At 64.9% G+C, this 16,097-nt stretch carries 16 protein-coding genes; 1 reads left to right on the forward strand and 15 read right to left on the reverse strand.

Annotation, left to right across the window (positions count from 1 at the left end; all coding sequences use genetic code 11):
• Positions 1-3: 3 nt before the first annotated feature.
• The 13 genes from ACVOLS_RS17075 to ACVOLS_RS17135 are packed head-to-tail and all read right to left on the reverse strand — an operon-like array spanning position 4 to position 12,196.
• Positions 4-1,245, reverse strand: coding sequence for an NAD(P)/FAD-dependent oxidoreductase (locus ACVOLS_RS17075; protein WP_481546620.1), 1,242 nt, complete (start codon positions 1,243-1,245; stop codon positions 4-6).
• Positions 1,246-1,281: 36 nt separating this feature from the next.
• Positions 1,282-3,648: an MMPL family transporter gene (locus tag ACVOLS_RS17080; RefSeq protein ID WP_481546621.1), complete on the reverse strand. Its 2,367-nt coding sequence runs from the start codon at positions 3,646-3,648 to the stop codon at positions 1,282-1,284.
• The gene (locus ACVOLS_RS17085) at positions 3,626-4,258 is read right to left on the reverse strand and encodes an outer membrane lipoprotein carrier protein LolA (RefSeq protein ID WP_481546622.1); all 633 of its coding nucleotides are present in this window, start codon (positions 4,256-4,258) and stop codon (positions 3,626-3,628) included. The genes ACVOLS_RS17080 and ACVOLS_RS17085 overlap by 23 nt, the downstream gene beginning before the upstream one ends.
• A complete protein-coding gene (locus ACVOLS_RS17090; RefSeq protein WP_481509198.1) occupies positions 4,255-4,677 on the reverse strand; it encodes an acyl-CoA thioesterase in 423 nt (140 codons plus the stop codon). Before ACVOLS_RS17090 ends, ACVOLS_RS17085 begins: the two co-directional genes overlap by 4 nt.
• Positions 4,664-6,214, reverse strand: coding sequence for an HAL/PAL/TAL family ammonia-lyase (locus ACVOLS_RS17095; protein ID WP_481546623.1), 1,551 nt, complete (start codon positions 6,212-6,214; stop codon positions 4,664-4,666). The genes ACVOLS_RS17090 and ACVOLS_RS17095 overlap by 14 nt, the downstream gene beginning before the upstream one ends.
• On the reverse strand, positions 6,204-7,142 hold the full coding sequence (locus tag ACVOLS_RS17100; RefSeq protein WP_481546624.1) for an LpxL/LpxP family acyltransferase: 939 nt from the start codon (positions 7,140-7,142) through the stop codon (positions 6,204-6,206). Before ACVOLS_RS17100 ends, ACVOLS_RS17095 begins: the two co-directional genes overlap by 11 nt.
• Positions 7,142-7,909, reverse strand: a complete 768-nt coding sequence (locus ACVOLS_RS17105; RefSeq protein WP_481546625.1) for a glycosyltransferase family 2 protein — start codon at positions 7,907-7,909, stop codon at positions 7,142-7,144. The genes ACVOLS_RS17100 and ACVOLS_RS17105 overlap by 1 nt, the downstream gene beginning before the upstream one ends.
• Complete coding sequence (locus tag ACVOLS_RS17110; RefSeq protein WP_481546626.1) at positions 7,902-9,584, reverse strand: ApeI family dehydratase; 1,683 nt, start codon at positions 9,582-9,584, stop codon at positions 7,902-7,904. Before ACVOLS_RS17110 ends, ACVOLS_RS17105 begins: the two co-directional genes overlap by 8 nt.
• On the reverse strand, positions 9,577-10,128 hold the full coding sequence (locus tag ACVOLS_RS17115) for a COG4648 family protein (RefSeq protein WP_481535799.1): 552 nt from the start codon (positions 10,126-10,128) through the stop codon (positions 9,577-9,579). Before ACVOLS_RS17115 ends, ACVOLS_RS17110 begins: the two co-directional genes overlap by 8 nt.
• A gap of 21 nt (positions 10,129-10,149) precedes the next feature.
• Positions 10,150-10,407, reverse strand: coding sequence for an acyl carrier protein (locus ACVOLS_RS17120; RefSeq protein WP_282271713.1), 258 nt, complete (start codon positions 10,405-10,407; stop codon positions 10,150-10,152).
• Between the two features lie 17 nt (positions 10,408-10,424).
• A complete protein-coding gene (locus ACVOLS_RS17125; protein ID WP_282271712.1) occupies positions 10,425-10,682 on the reverse strand; it encodes a phosphopantetheine-binding protein in 258 nt (85 codons plus the stop codon).
• A complete protein-coding gene (locus ACVOLS_RS17130; protein WP_481546627.1) occupies positions 10,669-11,469 on the reverse strand; it encodes a lysophospholipid acyltransferase family protein in 801 nt (266 codons plus the stop codon). The genes ACVOLS_RS17125 and ACVOLS_RS17130 overlap by 14 nt, the downstream gene beginning before the upstream one ends.
• Complete coding sequence (locus ACVOLS_RS17135; RefSeq protein WP_481546628.1) at positions 11,462-12,196, reverse strand: beta-ketoacyl synthase chain length factor; 735 nt, start codon at positions 12,194-12,196, stop codon at positions 11,462-11,464. The genes ACVOLS_RS17130 and ACVOLS_RS17135 overlap by 8 nt, the downstream gene beginning before the upstream one ends.
• Positions 12,197-12,323: 127 nt before the next feature.
• Here ACVOLS_RS17135 and ACVOLS_RS17140 point away from each other — a divergent pair, with 127 nt between their 5' ends.
• Complete coding sequence (locus ACVOLS_RS17140) at positions 12,324-13,382, forward strand: chorismate transformation FkbO/Hyg5 family protein (RefSeq protein WP_481546629.1); 1,059 nt, start codon at positions 12,324-12,326, stop codon at positions 13,380-13,382.
• 55 nt (positions 13,383-13,437) lie between these two features.
• Here ACVOLS_RS17140 and cydB read toward each other — a convergent pair whose 3' ends face one another.
• Positions 13,438-14,451 (reverse strand): cytochrome d ubiquinol oxidase subunit II, encoded by a 1,014-nt coding sequence (cydB, locus tag ACVOLS_RS17145; RefSeq protein ID WP_481546630.1) that lies wholly within the window; start codon positions 14,449-14,451, stop codon positions 13,438-13,440.
• 1 nt (position 14,452) lies between these two features.
• On the reverse strand, positions 14,453-15,847 hold the full coding sequence (locus ACVOLS_RS17150; protein ID WP_481546631.1) for a cytochrome ubiquinol oxidase subunit I: 1,395 nt from the start codon (positions 15,845-15,847) through the stop codon (positions 14,453-14,455).
• Between the last annotated feature and the right edge of the window lie 250 nt (positions 15,848-16,097).

The following is a 16,097-nucleotide window of genomic DNA, read 5'->3' on the forward strand; positions in this document are numbered from 1 at the left end:
TGATCAGGCGCCGCACAGTTCCTCCAGCACGCGCATGCGTCGCCCACTCTCATCGGCCACGTAGGGATTTTTGGTATCCCAGGCATAGCCGGCCAGAATCGAACAGATCATGGCGCGGATCTCTGGCTGCTGATCGGGGTGGTAGATGATCTTCTGGAAGCCACCCTGATACCACGCCTCGACGAAGCGGCGGAAGGTCTTGACGCCTGCACGCAGCGGTACCGAGAACTCGGCTTCCCAGTCCACGCTTTCACCAGCATAGCGGCGCGCAAGGCACTCACTGGCCAGCTGCGCCGACTTGAAGGCGATGGTGACGCCGGAGGAAAACACCGGATCGAGGAATTCGCCGGCATTGCCCAGCAAGGCATAGCCCGGGCCATGCAGCGAGCTGACATTGGCCGAATAGCCGGTGATGCGACGTACCGGCAGCACCGCCCATTCGGCGTTGACCAGCAGCCGGCTCAGGTTGGGGTCTTCGCTGACAATGGCCTGCAGTTTCTGCAGGTCTTCGCCCTCGTAGCGCTCGAAGAACGAGGGCTCGGCCACCACGCCCAGCGAGCAACAGCCGTTGGAGAACGGAATCGTCCAATACCAGACGTCGATATGCTCGGGATGGGTGGTGATCAGGATCTTGTTGCGGTCGAAGTCCGCATCCACCGGGATGTGATCACGCACGTGGCAGAAGATCGCACCGCGCACCGGGAAGTTGGACGGTGACTCCAGCTGCAGCAGACGCGGCAACAAACGTGCAAAACCCGAGGCATCCAGAATGAAGTCGGCCTCGATGCGGTACTCGCTGCCATCCGGGCGGCGCACGGTCACCGCCGGCTGCTCGCCCGGTTCCACTGCCAGCACTTCATCGCCGAACCGAAGAGTGGTGCCCATGCGCTCGGCGCCACGTGCCAGCACATTGTCGAAGTCGGCGCGCTGCACCTGGTACGTGGTGCCCCAACCCGGCGAGAACTTGTTGCGAAAATCGAACGCAGTACGCGCCTCGCCGTGCACGAAGGCCGCGCCGTTCTTGTACTGGAAGCCAGCTTCCACCACGTCCTGCAGCAGTCCTGCCGCCTCGATGTATTCCATGCTTTGCGGCAGCAGACTCTCGCCGATGGAGAAGCGCGGGAACTGCTGGCGCTCGATCATCAACACCTGGCGGCCCTGCTTGCGCAGCATCGCCGCAGCCACCGAACCGGCCGGGCCGGCGCCGATGATCAGGATTTCAGTACGTTCCACGTTGGGTGCCATCGATGCGTCCTTGAGAGTCCAGTTACACGTTGAAGATCAATCTGCCGCAGGTGCATGCGGCGGCGGCCGGAACAGCGGCGAGATCAGCCAGACCAGGCCAATGCCGAACAACAGGGTCAAACCAAATGCACGCAACGCCGGCGTCGCCGACAAGCCCAGCAAACCGAATGACAACCAGGTACTGGCCGCGCCCACGCATACCGCCAGCCATGCACTGGCATCGCCGCGGTGCTCAACCAGGAAGATGCCGTAGTCGATGCCCATGCCCAGCAGCAGCATCAGCGCCAGCATGTTGAACAGCTGCAGCGGCTGCCCGAACAGGCCCAGCAGGCCCAGGGTCAACACGCCCGCCAACAAGGTCGGCGCGAATACCCGCCACGCATTGCGCTTGTAGCGCAGCAGCAACGCGCCGAATACCAGTGCGATGCCGACCAGCAACATGCCACCCATCAGCTTGCGGTAATGGCCAAGCAAGCGTGAGAAGTCGGCAGTGCGATCGACCCAGCGCACGCCGTCCAGGCCCTTGGCGGCATCGCCCAAGGTGGTCAGCGCATCGGCACGCGATAGATCATCCACCATCACCACGCTGGCCACCTGCTCACCCAACTGGCCAACCCACAGGTGACGGAACGGCTGCGACGCCGGCGAGGCCAGGAAGGCTTCGGCGGTCAACGGTACCGACGAGAATGCAGGCCGCGCCAAAGGCTCGCCAACCGCCTCCGCGACCATTGCCAGCACCTGCGGTTCGGCAGCACCGGTCAGCGCCGCGTCGGCCTGCTGGCGTGCCGGCGACGGCAGCCAATCACTGATCGCGCGGTAGCCGCCGATCTTTCCACTGTCGGCCAATGCGCGCAGCTTTGCGGTCAACGCTTCTTCGCGCTGCAGCAGCTGCGCCGCGTCGGCACCCTGCACCAGATAGAACTGGGCCGGACTGGGCATGCCCAGCAGCTGACTGAGGCGGATCTGCTCGGCCATCAGCTGTGGCGGCGAGGACTGCAGGCTGCGCAGGTCATCGTCGGTCTGCAGGCGCGCAATGCCGATGCCCGACAGCAACACCACCGCGAGCGTCACCAGCAGCATCTGCCGACCGTTCTGCAGGCGCGGCCAGCGCTCCAGCGTGTTACCCAGCCATTGCGAGAAGCGGGTGGGCGCGATCTGACCACCGTCCAGATACGGGAACCAGAAGATCACCGTGGCGAACGCTGCGGTCAGCCCCACCACCGAGAACACCGCCATCTGCCGCAGGCCCGGGAACGGCGCCAGCCCCAATGCCACATAGGCCAGCGCGCTGGTCAGCAAGGCCAGGCACAGGCCAGGCAGCAGATGCCGCAGCAGCTTCCAACGGCGTTCGGCCGGCTCGGCCTGGCGCGAGGCAAACCAGTGGATGCCGTAATCCTCGGCCACGCCCACCAGCGATGCGCCGAACACCAGGGTCAGCACATGCACCTTTCCGAATACCAGCACGGTGACCGCCAGGGCCACGCCGCAACCAATCAGCAGCGAGGCGGCGACCAGCAGGATCGGCCGCAAGGAGCGGAACGCCAACCACACCAGCAGCAACACCGCGGCCAACGATCCCCAGCCAATGGTGTTGATCTCGCGGTTGGCCTGTGATGCCGCGGCCTCGGCATGCAAGGGCACGCCGGCGTGCAGGATTTCCAGATCCGGCGCTGCGCTACGTGCGGCGGCGCCGGCACGTGTCAGCAGTGCATCAAGATGGCGCTCGCCATCGAGCTGGAAGGCCGAGTCGCGGGTTTCAAACTGCAGCACGGCCCAATGCCGGCCTTCGGCTTCGAGCAGGCCGTCTTCGCCCAGCTGCAAGCCGGAGGCGCGCGCCTGCTGCTGCCACCATTGCGGCCACAGCGACAGCGGGTCCTGCCGCCATTCGGTCAGGCGCGGCGCGCCCATCGGCCCGTACAGGCTGGCCAATGCCTGTTCGCCCAGCACCGCGGGATCGGCCTGCTGCAATTGCTGGCGCTGCTCGGCGGTGAGCAGGCGGTCGCGCCAAGGCGCGTAGAAGTCGCGCGCCTGCTCGAACCAGCCTTCAATCGAGCCGCTGGGCTGCAGCAAAGCGGTGTCGACGTCATTGGCCATGCTGCCGGCAAATGCGTCCTGTGCGCGCTTGGTCGCTTCACTGTCCGCGCTACCCAGCAACACCACCACCTGCCGCGCACTGCCATCGGCGATGCGGCGGGTGACGTCAGACAATAAACGGTCGTGCGCATCCTGCGGCAGCAACGCCAGGATGTCGGTATCAATGCGCGATTGCGTGCTCCACAGCTGCCATTGCTGTACGCCAAGACCAATCAGCAACAGCAGCCAGGCCAAGCCCAGCCAATGCCACCATCGCCGCAGGCGCTCGGATGCTGCCACGTGCGGTTCAGTCAAAACGGCGTGCCTCATCGGCACTGAGCGCGGCCGGAGCCTCGGTCAATGCGCTGAACTGGATCAGGGTGCGGTCCTGGTTGGCCTCGATGATCTCCACCTGGCGCACGTAGCGGTCACCCTGCAAGGACAGCGACTGGAAGGCCTTGGCCAACATCGTCGACTTCGGCGTCAACTGCAGCCGCCAGCCTTGGCCTTCGCGCTGTGCCTTGATGTTGAACTGGCTGGACAAGGCCTGCACGTCGCCACTCATCAGCGCGAACATGATCGCGTTGACCGAGCGCATTGCTGGCTGCTGACGCGCATCCAGTTCCACCCGGTTGGTCCCATCACGCTGACGGCTGAGGATGCGATCTGCGGTGACCACGACTTCCGACGGGAACGGACGCTGCGTGGTCCAGATCACGCCGTGCTGGCGCGCCACCACGAACTGCCCCTGCGAGCGCAGCGGATTCTTGAAGCCGCTGACCTGCTTGTCCTGGGTGAACTGGCCACGCAGTACATCCGGCCGCGCCACCGACTGGGTGATCGCGTCCACCGCCGCATCGGCGGCATGGCTGATCGGCGCGAGCATCAGCAGCAATGCGCACAAGGCAATACGTGGATACATCGACAGACCCCTGATCATGGTGCCGGCACTCCCAGACGCTCCCACAGTACCGGCGGGCTTTGGTACAGCATTTCCTTGCTGGCAGCGTCCACCGCCACCTGGATGGTGTGGGCACGGGTCAGCAGTTGCCCATCAGCGGCATCATGGATCTGATAATCGATCTTCAAGCGGTTCTCCCACTCGCTGATCTGCGCACGCACCCGCAAGGCCTGCTGGTACAGCAGCGGACGGATGTACTTGACCCGTGCATCCACCACCGGCCACAGATAGCCGGATTCCAGCATTTGCGGGTAGTCGTAGTCGTAGCGTTGCAACAACGCACAGCGCGCGATCTCGAAATACTTGAAGTAATTGCCGTGCCAGACCACATGCATTGGATCGCAATCATGGAAGGCCGGTGACAGCTCGATCTCGGCCACAAGTTCAACGGTCGACATACAACTCCCAACGCTGCGCGCGGATCTCCTCCAGCAGTTTCCGCAGTTCGCCATCCAGCGCGCGGTCTTCTTCGACCAGGGCGATGCGCTGCCCCAGGTCGCCATACATATCGGCCAGACTGCCATGCAGCTGCGCGTTCATGCCAACCCTTTCGCGCAGGGCCAGGCCCTGGCGCGCTGCGATCAACATCGCCGCCACCACCTGTTCAGTCAGCTCGATCACGCGCAGGCAGTCGCGTGCGGCGATGGTGCCCATGCTGACCTTGTCCTGGTTGTGGCATTCGGTGGAACGCGAGAACACCGAGGCCGGCATGGTCTGCTTGAGCGCTTCGGCGGTCCAGGCCGAGACGCTGATCTGCAGCGCCTTCAGGCCATGGTTGATGGCCGCACGCGGGCCAGTGGCGGCAGACAGGTTCGCCGGCAGGCCGTGGTTGTAGCGTGCGTCCACCAGCAGCGCGAGCTGTCGGTCGAGCAGGTCGGCGAGATTGGCGACGGTGTTCTTCAGCGTATCCATCGCCAGCGCGATGTGGCCGCCGTAGAAGTGGCCGCCGTGCAGGATGCGCTCGCCTTCGGCATCGATCAGCGGATTGTCGTTGGCACTGTTCAGCTCGGTTTCGATCAGCTGGCGCAGGAACGGCAGCGTGTCTTCCAGCACGCCGATCACGTGCGGTGCGCAACGCAACGAGTAGCGGTCCTGCAGGCGCTCGGCATTGCGCGGCGGGCGTTCGCTGTGCAGGTCCTCGCGCAGGCGCGCGGCGATGCGCATCTGCCCCGGATGCGGCTTGGCGGCAAACAGGGTTTCATCGAAGTGATGCGCATTGCCGTCACTGGCCAACACATTGAACGCGGTCAGACGTGTAGCCAGGCGCGACAGGTAGTCGGCGCGCTGCCAGGCCAGGCAGGCCAGGCCGGTCATCACTGCTGTGCCGTTCATGATCGCCAGACCTTCCTTGGGGCGCAGCCGCAACGGCGTCATGCCGATATCGGCCAATGCGTCGGCCGCGGCCTGCACGCGCCCCTGGTAGAACACCTCGCGCTCACCACACAGCACCGCCGCCACATACGAGAGCGGGGTCAGGTCGCCACTGGCGCCGACCGAACCTTCGGCCGGAATCATCGGCAGCACGTCGTGCTGCAGCAGGCTGGTCAGCCCTTCCAGCAGCGGCAGACTGACGCCGGACATGCTGCGCACCAACGAGGCAAGCCGCGCAGCCAGGACCGCGCGCGTTTCCACCGGGTCCAGATAACGGCCCAGGCCACAGCCGTGATAGGTGTACAGATGGTGCGGCAGTTCAGCGACCAGCGCCGGCGGAATATTGACCGTGCAGGAGTCGCCATAGCCGGTGGTCACACCATAGACGACACCGTCCTCGCGCAGCAGACGATCCAGAAAGTCCGCCCCCTGCTGGATGCGCCCTCGGAAACCGGCCTCGTCACTGAGCAGCGCGGCGCGCCTGCGCAGCGCCAGTGCGACCACGTCTTCGATGGTCAACGGTGCGTCGCCGAAGCGGCACGCGGGAGCTTGCTTATTCTGCATGGGGGGCTTGGTCCCAGAAGGGGAAAAAGTTGAACCAGTCCATCGGGGACTGGATGAGTTGCCGCTCCAGCCAACAGGCAAATGCCTGCGCCTGGCCGGCCAGCGCCACATCACGCGAGCCACGCGGCAACACGATGCGATCACTGAAATGTTCGAATACCACGCGGTAGCCCTGGCCTTGATGCAGGCAGGCCATGGTGTAGACCGGGCAGCCCAGCGCCGCCGCCAGTGCATACGCACCGATCGGGAACGGCGCGCGGTGACCAAGGAAGTCCGCCATCACCGTGCGGCCGCCCTGCACCGGCACGCGATCACCGACGATGGCGACAAAGCCACCTTCGGCGACGCGGCGGCTCAGTTCCAGTGCGGTGTCCGGGCCCATCGAAGTCACCTGCATCAACTCCACCTGGGCGAGCGGATCCAGCCGCTGCAGCAGGCGGTTGAAGCGTTGTGCGTGCGCGGTATGCACCAGCACGGTGATGCGGAAGCCCGGCACCTGCTCGGCCAATACCTGGCACAGCTCCAGGCAGCCGATATGCGCGGTGAGCAGCAGGCCGCCTTCGCGACGGGCAATCCTGTCCAGCATCAGATCGCGCTGCAGCTGGATGCGCTCGGCCGGGTAGCGCCCACCCAGGCCAAGCATCTTGTCGAGCAAGGTATCAGCGAAGCTGAAAAAATGGCGGAGGCTGTCGCGCCGACGCGGCGCCCGCCCGAGCGCGCCGGTATGTGCCTGCAGCCGCTGCAGGTACTGCATCGACGCACGCCGGCCTACCCCATTGCCCAGCCAGTGACAGAGCACCACCGGCCAAACGCATGCTCGGAATGGCCAGCGCCCGAACCAACGATGCACCCAGCACAGGAACAGCACGCCTGCCACCGAAGTGGACTCGCCGATATCGGCCCAGTGCGGGGTGTTGTTGGCGGCCATTACCGCGCCCCCTGCAGCCGCCACCAAAGCAGGCGCGGGCTGCGCCACACCATGCCGAAAAAAAGCCGCGTATGCATGCGGCTGATGCGCAGGTTGTCGCGCCACACATCGAAGTGCGACACACCATCGGAAGGATAGGTAACGCGGGTGGGCAGATGGATCACCGGCAGCTGCCGCCAGAACAGGCGCACCAGGATCTCACTGTCGAAGTCCATGCGCCTGCCGATGGTTTCTTCGGCAGCAAGCCGTACTACCGGCGGCAACGGATAGACCCGGAAGCCGCACATCGAATCGCGCAGATGCAGCGACAAGGTATTGATCCACACCCACACATGGGTGAGATAGCGCCCGTACAGACGCGCCTTGGGCACACTCTCGTCGTAGACCGGCACACCGCAGATCACCGCCTGTGGTTGCGCTTGCGACAAAGCCACGAAGCGCGGCAGATCGCCGGTGTCGTGCTGACCATCCGCATCGATCTGCACCACGTGGCTGTAGCCACGCCGCGCCGCCTCGGCAAAGCCGGCCAGCATCGCACCGCCCTTGCCCTGGTTCTGTTCCAGCCGCAGCAGATCAACGTCGGCCTGCTCCGCCAGCGCACGCAGTACCTGCGCGCAGGCCAGGTGCGAACCGTCGTCCACGAGCAGGCACGGCAGGCCAGCAGCGCGCACGCCAGCAACCACCGCGGCTATCGCCTGCTCGTGGTCGTATACGGGAATCACCACCAGCGCCGCGTAGGCGCCCTTGGCCTGCAGTGCATCACGCATCGGCAAATACCACCTTGCCGCTGGCATGCACGCCATGCTCGGAGCTGTAGCGGAAGCCCAGCACACCGCGCGCGGCATCCCAGTCCAACTGCAACGACAGCAGTTGTCCCGGCCGCGCTACATGCTGGAATTTGACCGCATCCATGCGCTCGAAGCGCGGCGGCATGTCGAATACCTGCCGACCATAACGGATGGCCCAATCCAGCTGGGCGACCCCGGGCAGAATCCGCGCCTGCGGAAAGTGTCCTTCGAACACCCGCAATGCCGGGTCCAACACCAACTCGGCAACAGCGTTGCTGGGCGAACGCTGGAGCCAACGCGGCGTCGGCATCAGTGGCTGGAACAGCGCGGCCAAGGCGGCGTGCGTGACCTTGCCCTGTGCATTGAGCGGCAAGGCACTGAGCAGGCGCCAGCGGCGCGGACGTGTCACCGCATCATGACTGTGCGCCAATACCGTTGCCAGATGCTGCTGGAATGCGCGGCGGGCAACATCGTCAGCCGCAATCAGCGCGGCATCCGTCGGCACCACCACCGCAGCGAGTTGTTCACGCGCACCCGCCAGTACCAGTACCCGCACATCCTCGACCTGCGGGTCGGCGCGCAGCGCGCGCTCCAGTGCATCCAGCGATACCCGCCGTTCTTCGATCTTGACGATGCGGTCGGCACGGCCGAGCAGGCGGAAGCGACCCTCGGCCAAGGCTTCGACGCGATCCTGGGTCTGCCACCAATCCGTCGTCGGCAGATGCGCCGAGGCCACCATCAGACAGCCGTCTTCGATCCGCCACTGCACGCCCGGCAACGGTTGCCAGGTCGGCGCTGCATCGTGCCAGCGACGCCAGGCGACACCGCCGGTTTCGCTGCTGCCGTAAACCTCGGTGGGCGCAACGCCCAACAATTGCCGCACCTGTGGTGCAGCATCGGCTGGCAACGGGCCACCGGAGGAAAACACGGCACGCAGACGCCCGTGCAGCGCGGCCCAATCCAATTGCTCGGGCAGCCGTTTCAGATGCGCTGGTGTTGCCACCAGCACGCTGTCAGCAGCACCGAGCACCTTGATCAGGTCTTCATGGAAGAAACGGCGCGGCTGGATCGCGCGTCCCGCGGCCAGTGGCCACAGCACCCGGAACAACAGCCCGTAGATATGCTGATGCGAGACCGTGCCGTGAACCTGGGCACCTTCCAGCTCGGCGCCAAAGGCGGCCTGCAAGGCGTCTACTTCGCGCGCAAGCTGATCCAGCCGTTTGCTGATCGCACTGGGCTCGCCGGTGCTGCCGGAGGTGAACACCACCAGCTCGCAGGCGCGCTCATCCAGGGGTTCCAATGCGACGTCGGCCGGCGCAGCCACTGCGGCCAATGGCGCATGCACTGGATCGACGTCACCGGCAAAGCCACTCACCCGCGACTGCAGTTCGGCCAAGCTGGCCGGCAGGTTGTCTGCGGCCAGAAACACGCGCTTGCCAGCATGCCAGGCACCAAACAAGGCCGCCGCGAACGGCAGCGCCTCATCGAAGTACAGTGCCCAATCGCGACCGGGCGCGGCGGCAAATGCCTCGCGCCACGCCATTACCTGCTGACGGAATGCAGTGTGCGTGACCGCCACGCCATCGCGCAGGCCGACGCAACGCGCAGGCTGCGGCTGCAGCAGCAACCGGTCCAGAGCGATCCACTCAGACATGGGCGTGCGCGGCCTTCACTCGCCGCCGTACCAGCCACTCACCTGCAAACAACACAGCCATCATCACGTACGCCAACAATCCGTTGTACAGCGCCCAGGTCCGGTCCGACGCCCAAAGCGCGGTTACCAGGGCCAGGCCCCCATTGAGAACAAAAAAACCACACCAGACCTGGGTCACCTTGCGGGTATAGGCCACCGCGAAGGGCGGCAGGTCCGGCTCCTGCAACCTTGCTAAACGCTCCACCACCGGCGGCCCAAAGCGCAGGCTGGTGGCAAACACCAGCAACATCACCACGTTGACCAGCAACGGGTAGAGCTTCAATGGCAGTGCCTGATTGAGCAGGGTGGTCAACAAGGCCAGCACGCCGGCACCTGCAGCGGCCGCCATCCACAGCGGTTGGCGACTGGTCAACGCCCGCAACAAGGCCAGCGCAAACAACAGCAACGCCATCCAGCGGGGCTCGAAGCGCCCCATCGCCAGATACACCAGCAACGGATAGGCGACCGTCAACAGACCAAAGGCGAGCGCGCGGAACCGCGTCATGCCAGGCCTCTGCCGGTCCGGTCAGGCGGCGGCTTGATCGGGCAGCAGGCCATGCACGACGTCAACCACGTCCTGCACGGTGCGCACGGTCTTGAAGGCCTCCGGCTGCAGATTGCGGCCCAGCAACGGCTTGAGCTGCACGATCAGATCGACCGCATCGATGCTGTCGATATCCAGGTCTTCGTACAGACGTGCCTCGGGCTTGATCCGCTCCGGCGCTATCTCAAAACTGTCGTTGAGAATGCGAACAATATGGTCGAACAATTCACTCTTGGTCATGGCAATTCCTGGCCCGGTTACGACTGACGGGCAGCGACAAACTCGCTGAGCGCGCGCACGCTGGAAAAATGGCGGCGGGTCTCTTCCGAGTCAGCCGACAGGCTGACCCCATACTTTTTCTGCAGCGCCAAGCCGAGCTCCAATGCATCGATGGAGTCCAGGCCCAGCCCTTCGACGAACAGCGGCGCGGCGGAATCGATGTCCTCCGGCGCGATGTCTTCCAGTGACAGCGATGAAATGATCAATTCCTTGATCTCGTGCTCAAGTGCCTGCACGGTTCGGATCTCCAGCAAGATCGAAATAATGGGTAAGGTGGTCGGTAAGGCGACGCGCGGCCAAAGCATCCCCCTTTGACGTGGGGGTATCGACCAGGAACGGGTGGATCTGAATATCTTCACCCACCTCGATCCGAACGTGGAAACGCCGCGGCGGCACAAGATACCATTTCTGCCCCTTCCCAAGGGTTGCCGGGCTGCAGCGGATGTGCACCGGGGTGACGTCCAGCCCACCCCTGACCGCGATATTTGCCGCTCCGCGCTGCAGCCGCAAAGGCTGGCAGGGCACGCTGCGGGTGCCCTCCGGGAAGATCACCAGACTGCCGCCGGCCTGCACCGCAGCAATGCAATCCTCTACCAGACCGGCGCCATCGTCATTGGATATATAGCCAGCCGCACGCACCGGCCCGCGCATGAATGGATTGATGGCCACTGCGCGCTTGACCACGCAATCGGCGTTGGGCAGCAGCGATACCAGGAACACCACATCGATCAGGGTCGGGTGGTTGGCCAGCACCAGCAAGCCCCGCCGCTGCAGGCGTTCAGCGCCGACGATCTCATAGGTCAGCACGCCGAGCCGCCGCATCAGCCCGATATGCCCGGCAAACCCGAGCTGCACCAGGCGCCGGGCAATCCGACGGCGACGGTGCTCGTCGCGGATCAGCAGCAACGCCGGCATCACCAGGCCACCAAGCAGCAAACCGCCGATGCCGAAAGCAGCAAAACTGAGCCCGGTGGCAATCACCCGCCAGGCGTGATTGAGCCGAGCAGTCCCTGCCTCAGCCATGCCGCGTCCAGATCCAGTCCTGCCCATCAACGGCATTGATCATGCAGACATCTCCCGATAACAGGAATTTATGTGCAGCTAAAGCACGCGGTAAAAATGGCCTGGCGGGGGCGGCCTGTGTAGCCCGCCAGGTCAAGCCAAGCCGGGTGCCGGGCTGATCTGCCCGACGCAGCCGCCAACACCAGGCGAAGCCGGCATCGGGCTCATCCGCAAACCCCGCAAAAAGGGCCGGCAACGGTGCCTCGTAAACGATCACCCGCACTTCGGGCGCACCGTCGGCCAGCAGGCCATAAGCCTCCACGCAGGCCGCCTCCACCGTTGCCGCCCCGGCTGCAAGCGCCAGATAATTGCTGCGACTGCCGCGCATGATCGAGTACAGCGCAGCCACCGCGTTATGCACCGACAGACCAAACGCGGTTGGCGACATCGGCTCCTGCCCCACCAGCGACTGCAGCAAGGCCAGCGAACGCGCCACATCGCCGTGGCGGGAGGCGAACACCAGCGGAATGTCGGATTCATCCTCGGCCTGCTCACACCAGCAAGCCGCCTGGATCGCCATCCGGCCGAGCCGCTCGATACGCCGCCGCTGCATCGCCGGCACCTCCAGCAACGCCGGCGCAGCGTCCCCCTGCGGCAGCCAGGGCTGCTCAGCCCAGGCCCGCCATTGCTCCGCCGTAGTCAGGTCCGGCGCCCACGCCGACCAACCGGCCACTGAAAATTCGATCATTGCCACCACTGCAATCCAACTACATGCCGCATGAAGCCCAGCTTGACTGAGCGACGCATTCCCCCGAATACGCCGCGACACCCGCAAAAACGGTATCTGCTGGGACCGTGAAGCGTGGCAAGCTATCATGAGACCCGGCCATTGGCAGCAGATTCACGGTATGGGCAACAGCAACCTCTTCATGCAGCAGGCTACCGCTGCCCAGACCGGCACTCCGCATTCAGCGTTCCGCGCCAGCTATCTACCCGCCCAACAAGCCGCGGCAGCACTGGCCGAGCCCAATACCCTGGCCGTATTCGGATTCACCTCCGGGTCGGCACCGCACGACGCGCCGCATTGGCTGCGGGTGCCATTGGCCATCCAGGGCACTGACCGGATCGAAGTCTGGCAAGGCGATAGCGCCGCTGAACACGGCCGCAGCGGCGCGGTGCAATGGTCACGCAACGCCGAACTGCTGTTCACGTCCATCGAGGTCGCCGAAGTCGACGGCGATATCGAGGCCGCGACGGCCACGGCCTATGCCGCACTGAGTGAATTCCTGTCGCACAGTGACTATCCATCGCTGCTGCGGACCTGGAACTACCTCGACGCCATCACCGAGGGCGATGACGACAACGAGCGCTACCGACGCTTCTGCCTGGGCCGCGTGCGCGGCCTGCAGGTGGTGAATGACGCAGCAATGCCCGCCGCCACCTGCATCGGCTGTTTTGACGGCCGCCGTCGGGTGCAGGTGTATTGCCTGTCCGCTCGCCAGCCAGGCACGCCGCTGGAAAACCCGCGTCAGGTCAGCGCCTATGCCTATCCGCGCCAATACGGCCCGCAGTCACCCAGCTTTGCACGCGCGATGCTGCCACCACTTACGACCGGTCTGCCGCTGCTGCAATCAGGCACCGCCGCCATCGTCGGCCACCGCTCGCAACACCATGGCTCGGTGGCAATGCAGCTGGACGAAACCCTGACCAACCTGCAGAGCCTGATCGATCGTGCGCGCCAACAGCGGCCAGCGCTCCCTGCCCACCTGGGCGAGCAATCGCTGCTCAAGGTATACGTGCGCAATCCGCAGGACGCGGCCGAGGTGAGCCTGCACCTGCAGCAGCGCGGCCTGGCCGAATCCAGCTTCATCGTGCTGCACGGCGAAGTCTGCCGGGCCGAACTGCTGGTGGAAATCGAAGGCCTGCACGGCTGAGAAGCGCCCCACTACGCCCGGCCCGGCACAGCGGCCGGGCCAGGTCCATGCAGACTCAGTGATAGCCGGTTTCGGCCGTCACCTTGCCGCGGAACACCCGGTACGACCACACCGTATAGCCGAGGATCACCGGCAGCAGCAGCACCAGCCCGACCATGCTGAAGCCCAGCGACGATGCTGGCGCGGCAGCCTGCCACAGGGTCAGGTGCGGCGGCAGCAGGTAGGGCCACATGCCCAGCACCAGGCCGACGAAGCCGAGCACGAACAGCGCCAGGGTCAGCAGGAACGGCGGCAGATCGCGCCGTGGATGCATGGCGCTGCGCCACAGCGCCACCGCCACGGCGAGGGTCAGCAGCGGCACCGGCGACAGCCACCAGAAGTTGCCGTCACTGAACCAGCGCTCCATCACCCGCGACTGCAGGAACGGCAGCCAGGTGCTGACCAGGCCCATGAACACGATCACCGCCACCATCAGCGGCCGCGTCAGCGAGCGCGCCAAGGCCTGTTCACGGCCTTCGGTCTTGAGGATCAACCAGGTGCTGCCGAGCAGTGCATAGCCGGTGACCACCGCCACGCCGGTCAGCATCGAGAACGGGCTGAACCAACCAAACGCGCCGCCACTGTAATGCCCGTCCTGCATCGGCAGGCCCTGCACCAGCGCACCCAGAATCACGCCCTGCGCGAACGCCGCCAGCAACGAGCCCAGCGCGAACGACACACTCCACAGCGCGCGCGAGCGGTGTGCCTTGAAGCGGAATTCGAACGCCACGCCGCGGAATACCAGGCCCATCACCAGCAGCAGCACCGGCAGGTACAGGCCCGACAGCAGCACCGCATAGGCCTTGGGGAACGCCGCCATCAGGCCGGCACCACCAAGCACCAGCCAGGTTTCATTGCCGTCCCAGATCGGCGCGGCGGTATTCATCATCACGTCGAGCTGCTGCTCATCCTCGGCGAACGGCGCCAGGATGCCGATGCCGAGCACGAAGCCATCCAGCACCACGTACATCAGCACGCCGAAGCCAATCACCGCGAACCATGCCACTGGCAGCCAGGTTGTCATCTCCATGTCAGCGCTCCTCCAGTGGTTCGTTGACGCCGGACAGCGGCCGCGCCGGGGTATGCATGCCGTCATCGCGCGGTGGCAGATCATGGGGCTTGGGCCCACTGCGCATGATCTTGACCAGGTACCAGATGCCCCAGCCGAAGACGAACAGATAGCCGATCACATAGATGGCAAGTGACAGCACCGTCATCCACACGCTCTGCGTGCCGACTGCATCGGCGGTACGCAGCACACCGTAGACCACCCACGGTTGCCGACCCATCTCGGTGACGAACCAACCGGCCACCAGCGCGATGAAGCCGCTGGGCAGCATCCAGTTCCAGCCGCGCAGCAACCAGGTCGACTGCAGCAGACGCCCACGCCACAGCTGGAAGGCCGAAATCCAGGCCAGCACCAGCATCAACGAACCGATCCCGACCATGATGCGGAATGCGTAGAACACCGGCACTACCGGCGGCCGTTCGCTGGCCGGCACCGAGGTCAGCGGCGCGAAGGTGCCATCCGTGCTGTGGGTCAGGATCACACTGCCGAGCTTGGGGATGGCGATCTCGTAATCGTTGCGCTCTTCCTTTTCATTCGGCACCGCGAACACCACCAGCGGCACGCCTTCACCGGGCTTGCTTTCATGCCAGTGCGCTTCCATCGCCGCGATCTTCATCGGCTGGTGTTCCAGCGTGTTCAAACCATGCATGTCGCCGACGAAGATCTGCATCGGTACCGTCAGCGCGGCGAACGCGACGGCGGCAACCAGCATCTTGCGGCCCGCTTCCACATGCACGCCACGGCGCAGATACCAGGCACCGACACCACCGATGACAAAACACGTGGTGATGAACGAACCCAACGCCATATGCGCCAGGCGATACGGGAATGACGGATTGAAAACAATCTGCCACCAGTCCTGCGGATGCACGATGCCATCGACCAGCGTGTAGCCGGCCGGGGTATGCAGCCAGCTGTTGGAAGACAGGATCCAGAAGGTGGAGAACAACGTGCCCAGCGCCACCATGCAGGTGGAGAAGAAGTGCAGGCGCGGCGAGACTTTCTCCCAGCCGAACAACATCACGCCGAGGAAACTGGCTTCGAGGAAGAACGCAGTCAGTACCTCGTAGGTCAGCAGCGGACCGATCACCGTGCCGGCCACTTCGCTCAGTCGCGGCCAGTTGGTACCGAACTGGAACGCCATGACGATGCCGCTGACCACGCCCATGCCGAAGGACACGGCGAAGATCTTCTGCCAGAAGAAAAACAGCTCGCGCCAGACAGGATTGCGGGTACGCAGCCAACGCCATTCAACAAAGGCCAGCCAGCTGGCCGTACCGATGGTGAAGGCCGGGAACAGCACATGAAAACTGACGACGAATCCGAATTGGATCCGGGACAACAGCAGCGCTTCCACGGGCGCTTCTCCGCGATTTCTTTAATTGGGGCGATTCTGGTCCTGTATTGGTTAAGAACGGATGTGACCGGATGTCGCAGTGCGTCAAAAAGTCGCACGGTTGTAGCCCCCTCCCTTGCGCAACGCGCAGGGGAGGAGTGCGCTCCTGGCTGCTCCTGTAGTGGGGGGGGGGGGGCCGGGGGCGGGGGGCACGGGCACCCGACCCGCCGGGCCGGGGGGCGCGGCCCCCGCTGAGAGGCAGGCGCCCGGG

It is taken from the genome of Stenotrophomonas sp. STEN038 (genome assembly GCF_056759895.1).